The sequence below is a fragment of the Methanomicrobium sp. genome, from assembly GCF_055145805.1.
In genome coordinates this window covers 1-5,753 of sequence record NZ_JBSREC010000120.1, presented here as the reverse complement: position 1 = coordinate 5,753, position 5,753 = coordinate 1, and the positions used below count along the sequence as shown (strand labels likewise).

The window sequence follows — 5,753 nt, the reverse complement described above, 5'->3', positions numbered from 1 at the left end:
GAGAGAAGGAAGCATTTTAACCCGCCTTATCGAATGTTCACGCTTAATCGGCCTCTCTTTATATGTAAACGAAAAGTATGACATGAGGATGACTTTCAAGCATATCAACTGCAAAAAAAAGAATGTTTTTCTGGATTTTACAGATCCGTCATCGCTTAAACCGGATGAAGAAAAATTAATGGAACTCATCTGCAAACGAAACCAGACAAGATTTGAAACCTTCAGAGAGAAACTCTCATCTGAACTGTCGGAGAATGAAAATTACTTTGATTATCCGATGCAGATCTGCCGGGGCCATGACTTAATGTGTGCATTATTAACAGACATTAACATCAACTATCCCTCAAAAACTGGTGAAAAGGTTCGTTCAAGAGACCTTGAGAGAGTGTTTAGAAATTTCTACGATGAAGACGAATTCTTCAGAACCGAACTTTTCAAAGAGATAAACTGCTGGGCAAAAGAGCAGAATCAAAAAATAACCAGGCCTATTTTCATAAGAAATGTTAACTAAAGGAAGAAAACCGGAAAAATCCAGTCCGTGTCTTTCTTAAGATTTTTCCTCCCAAAAGGTTTTTTCAATTAAAACCACCATTATTTTCATGAGATTCTGGTTCGCAGCTTTTATCGGATTCATCGCAATGGTTGTTCTGAGCTCGGCATTTGGACATTACGGAGGAGTTGCAGGCCTTTTAGGGCCTTTAATCGGCGGATTTGTAGCAGGACTTTTAGCAGGCGAAGGTGTATCAAACGGTGCAAAGGCAGGTTTTTGTGCAGGCATATTCGGCGGAATTATCATTTCTGTTTTGATACTCATATTTGGTGCGGCTTTGTTTGGAGCAGCAGGAATTCTTGCAGGTGCGGTTGCTGACATTATAATTCTTGCAGTGCTTGCAGTGACGCTTGGAATCTTAGGTTTAATCGGAGGAGCTTTTGGAGGCCTTTTAAACAAAGACTAAATCAGAAATTCTAATAAAATATTTCTTTATGGCTATGCCACATACAAAAGTTTTTTTGTAAACAGATCATGAGTATTATCATCCAGAAGATGATAATTACTGAAAAGTCCCCTGAAGAAGGTAAAAGTCTCAGATTTGTTCTGCATGAACATCAGGCAAAATCACTCCACTATGACCTCAGACTTGAAAGAGACGGAGTGTTGAAGTGCTGGGCGCTCCCAAAGGGAATTCCCATGGTTTCAAAGGAGAAACGGCTTGCAATAGAATCAGGGGAGCACAGAACTGATATACTGTACTTCAGCGGAATAATACCTAAAGGTCGGTATGGTGCAGGGGAGATTAAAATTGATGACAGCGGAAAATACGAAACCCTTTTCTGGAGCGATATAAAAATTGAATTTATTCTCACCGGCGATAGATATAAAGGAAGATACATTCTTGTAAGATTTCAGAAGGCAGGACCAAAGACCTGGCTTTTAATGAAAGCGGATTAACCATCTTTTTCAAACCCGCACAAAACTCATCTTTTTTGCACTTGGGATACAAATATATTCCTGTATTCAATGCACACCTTAAAATCAAAGAAAGTCCATTTTGAGACCTACGGCTGCACATTCAACTTCGCTGATACGGAGAAGATAAAAGAGATTGCAATCTTGCAGGGATGTACAGTTGCAGAACCAAAAGACTGTGAAGCAGTTGTAATCAACACCTGCACTGTCGTCTCCCAGACAGAAAGGGCCATGATAAAAGCAATTAACGAATATCATGACAAAGAGGTCTATGTCACAGGGTGTATGCCGATTGTTCAGAAAGAGCTTTTAGAGTCAGTCAGGCCTGACATCCATATTATTCTGCCCGATAAGATCTATGAGTGCAGCGACCGTGTGGGAGCAGTTGTCGATAAAAATGTGGGTATTTTGCAGATGGGAACAGGGTGTCTGGGAAAATGTGCATACTGCATAACAAGGCATGCAAGAGGCCGTCTTAAAAGCTTTACATCTGAAAAAATTATTGAAGAAGCAAAAAGACTGATTGATGAAGGTGCAACCGAGATTCAGCTTACAGGGCAGGATGTAAGCGCCTGGGGAAGGGATATCGGAACAGACCTCTCAGCCCTTCTTTATGCGTTAAACGAAATCGAAGGCGATTTTGCAGTCCGTGTCGGGATGATGAATCCTGCAACAGTAATCCCGATTACAGAAAAACTCATTCCTGCTTTTAATCTTGAAAAGATCTACTCATTTGTTCATCTGCCTGTTCAGTCAGGATCAGACAATGTTCTAAAAACCATGCAGAGAGGATATACCGCATCCGAATATGTAAAAGTTGTCGATGCATTCAAAGAACAGATTCCTGATGTGAGGATGTCAACCGATTTCATAGTTGGTTATCCGACAGAAACAGACGAAGACTTTGAAGAGACTCTGGAGCTTTTAAACATAACAAAACCGACAAAGGTCAATATAACACGTTTTTCTGTAAGAGAGGGAACTCCGGCAGCTGAATACAAAGATTTTCCTGACTGGGTAAAGAAGAACAGATCAAGAGCTTTGACAATTGCCGCAAACAAAATCTACGATGAAAACAACAGTAAAATGATTGGCAAAACTCTTGATGTCGCAGTCACCGAGCAGAAAAAGGAGGGCAGCGTCATTGCAAGAGACAAATCCTACAACAATATTGTGATAAAGGAGAATATCCCTCTTGGAAAAAAATTAAAAGTTAGAATTACATCCCACAAAAGGCATTATCTCATAGCAGAGATTGTTTTAGTGAAATAATTTCTCTATAAATTATCAGACAGTGCTGACATACTTCAGAGGGTTTTAAATTTCACCGGATACACCTCTTATTAATCAGGATACCGGCATAGCTTTTTTCTTCACAGCTGAAATGTACCCGACAGATGAACCTGACCAGTAACATGTCGGGATTGGAATACATGTTATGGCTTTAAGTATCTCCGTATTTATCTTGTACCTGTATTATGAAAATATCTCAATATCTCGCAGTAATACCTGTAATAATTATTATAGTATTTGCGGCATTAATTTCATTTCTGGGTGATTACTACTGGTTTGATTCTGTCGGCTATGCCGGCATTTTTTTAAACATAATATTAGTATCAGTAATTCTCGGAATAATTGCAGCAGTTGTTATCTTTGGTTTTAGTTACATTAACGCCAGAATTTCTCTTAAGTCTGCGGCAAACGTAAGTGACGTTTCGGTTTTAAACAAAAGGCTGTTGATTTTAGTCTGTGGCCTTGGGGCACTTTTTGGTGGTGTATCAGTATCATCACAGTGGAAGACTGTGCTGATGTTTTTAAACCAGGAACCTTTCGGCATATCTGATTTTATCTTCGGACTTGATGTAGGATTTTATGTATTTTCACTCCCGTTTTTTAACCTGATTGTAAATTTTTTCATCGGAGTCGTCATATTTTCGATAATTGTATCATTCCTTGGTTATCTGCTGGAATCAAAAATTATAACCCTTAATTTCAATGAATATCCTGTAACTGAATTTAAGGGCCGGATTAAGATAGACTCTTTCATCCCGCAGCTCAGTGTCCTGCTGTTTTTCCTGTTTTCAGCAATATCAGCAAGAATCTGGCTTTCACGCTATGACCTGTTGTTCACTCCCGGAGAAACTGTATTTGGTGTCGGATATACTGATGCGACAGTTACACTTCCGGTTATGGTGGTTTTAGCATTAGTCTCATTTTTGATTGGAATCGGATTTTTGATAAACGAAAAACTGCGCAGGCCTGAAGTCCTTAAATATGGCATCATCATTTTTATTGCAGTTGCAGTTATCGGACTGGTAATCGGTGGTGGTGTCCAGACTTTGATTGTATCTCCAAACGAGTTTAATCTTGAAAAAGAGTATCTTTCATATAATATCAACAGCACTCTGGCTGCATACGGCCTTGATAGTGTTGATGAGAGGCAGTTCACTGTTGATTATAATCTGACAACAACGGATATTATTAAGAACAGTGCAACTGTTGAAAATATCCGTCTCTGGGACTGGCGCCCTTTAAAGACTACATATGAGCAGCTGCAGCTCTTCAGAACTTATTATGAATTCAATGACATTGACGTTGACCGCTATACCTTCGATGACAGCTATAAAGAGGTCCTGGTCTCGGCAAGGGAGATGAATATCAAGGATCTTCCGACGCAGGCACAGACCTGGGTCAATACCCATCTGGTTTATACCCATGGCTACGGGGCTGTCATGAGTCCGGTCGATGTTGTATCAAAAGAGGGTCTGCCTGATTTTTACTTAAAGGACATCCCTCCGAGTTCTGATTATATCAGCCTCAACCAGCCTGGAATTTATTACGGCGAGGGTCTTGATGACTATTCTGTTGTTATGACCAAAACAGAAGAATTTGATTATCCTTCAAGTGATGACAATATTTACACAACTTATCAGGGAGCCGGAGGTGTTGAGTTATCCGGGATAATTCAGAGGCTCATTTATGCCATTAAGTTTAAGTCTGTTGAACTTCTGGTTTCCGGAAGCCTTGATTCTGACAGCAGAATTCTTATGAACAGGAATATTCTGGAACGTACGGCTATTATTGCACCGTTTTTATCATATGATTCAGATCCGTACATCGTTGTTTCAGAAGGAAGGCTCTTTTGGGTAATTGATGCCTATACCACAACAGATAAATTCCCGTATTCGGCAACGATTCAGACTTCTGAATATGAAAAGTTCAATTATATCAGAAACAGTGTTAAAGTTGTAATTGACGCTTACAACGGAGATATTTCATATTATACTGTAAACAATAAGGATCCTCTGATTCAGACATATGACAAAATATTTCCGGGCGTATTTAAGGACTTTTCAGAGATGCCTGAAGACCTCCGCAGCCATGTCAGATATCCGGCCGGCATTTTTAATGTTCAGTCTGAAGTCTATTCACTGTATCATATGAAAGATCCAAGGGTGTTTTATAACCGGGAAGATGCCTGGAGTGTGCCGGATGAGGTGTACAGGGGTTCAAGGCAGAGAATGGAGCCTTATTATGTTATCATGAAACTTCCGGGCGAAGAGTCTGAGGAGTTCATCCAGATGCTGCCGTTTACGCCACGCAGTAAGGAGAATCTGATTGCATGGATGGCCATAAGGTCTGATACACCAAATTACGGCGGTATTGTGGTCTATCAGTTCTCAAAGCAGGAGCTGACATACGGCCCTATGCAGATTGAGGCGAGAATTGATCAGGACACTGAAATATCACAGGATATTACATTGTGGTCACAGTCAGGGTCATCGGTTTTAAGGGGCAATACACTAATAATTCCGATTGAGAACTCAATACTTTATGTTGAGCCGCTTTATCTTGAGGCAACAGAGAAGGGAACACTTCCACAGCTTAAGCGTGTGATTGTTGCATATAACGATCGCCTGACTATGAAGGATACTCTTGCAGAAGCACTGGATGAGATATTCGGAGATATTGCTGTTGAACAGCCTGTTGGAGGTGCCGGAGAGGGCATCGGTGAGGGTGAAGAGGTTTTAGTTGTCAGCAGTGAGGTTTTGGATAAGCTAAACAGGATTGCCAAAATTTATGACAGTGCACAGAAGGCGCTTAATAATGGTGATCTCGGTGAATACCAGAGAAATATTGATCTGATTGGCGGAATAATAGAATCCTGATCCCTTTTTTTTCTGAGCAGTCACATAACTTTTTTGAAGAGAAGAAATATTTCACACAGATTATATTATTGCCCGGAAAGCATTTTTTTACTATTTTATCAACTACTTTATCATAA

The 5,753-nt window shown here is 40.1% G+C and carries 4 protein-coding genes and 1 pseudogene; all 5 read left to right on the top strand.

Annotated elements, in window-relative coordinates:
* A pseudogene (locus ACTB1O_RS11065) lies at positions 1-511 on the top strand (DUF4435 domain-containing protein); the annotation flags it as partial.
* Positions 512-599: 88 nt separating this feature from the next.
* Positions 600-956, top strand: coding sequence for a DUF5518 domain-containing protein (locus ACTB1O_RS11060; RefSeq protein WP_462995194.1), 357 nt, complete (start codon positions 600-602; stop codon positions 954-956).
* A gap of 68 nt (positions 957-1,024) precedes the next feature.
* Entirely contained in the window at positions 1,025-1,450 is a 426-nt protein-coding gene (locus tag ACTB1O_RS11055) for a DNA polymerase ligase N-terminal domain-containing protein (protein ID WP_462995193.1), read from the top strand.
* A 69-nt stretch (positions 1,451-1,519) separates the two neighbouring features.
* Entirely contained in the window at positions 1,520-2,740 is a 1,221-nt protein-coding gene (locus tag ACTB1O_RS11050; protein WP_462995192.1) for a tRNA (N(6)-L-threonylcarbamoyladenosine(37)-C(2))-methylthiotransferase, read from the top strand.
* 206 nt (positions 2,741-2,946) lie between these two features.
* Entirely contained in the window at positions 2,947-5,637 is a 2,691-nt protein-coding gene (locus tag ACTB1O_RS11045; protein WP_462995191.1) for a UPF0182 family membrane protein, read from the top strand.
* Positions 5,638-5,753: the final 116 nt, after the last annotated feature.

Excerpts from the sequence above, each read along its gene's own strand:
- ACTB1O_RS11045 (WP_462995191.1), top strand. The coding sequence starts at position 2,947 with ATGAAAATATCTCAATATCTCGCAGTAATACCTGTAATAATTATTATA.
- ACTB1O_RS11055 (WP_462995193.1), top strand. The coding sequence starts at position 1,025 with ATGAGTATTATCATCCAGAAGATGATAATTACTGAAAAGTCCCCTGAA.
- ACTB1O_RS11060 (WP_462995194.1), top strand. The coding sequence starts at position 600 with ATGAGATTCTGGTTCGCAGCTTTTATCGGATTCATCGCAATGGTTGTT.
- ACTB1O_RS11050 (WP_462995192.1), top strand. The coding sequence starts at position 1,520 with ATGCACACCTTAAAATCAAAGAAAGTCCATTTTGAGACCTACGGCTGC.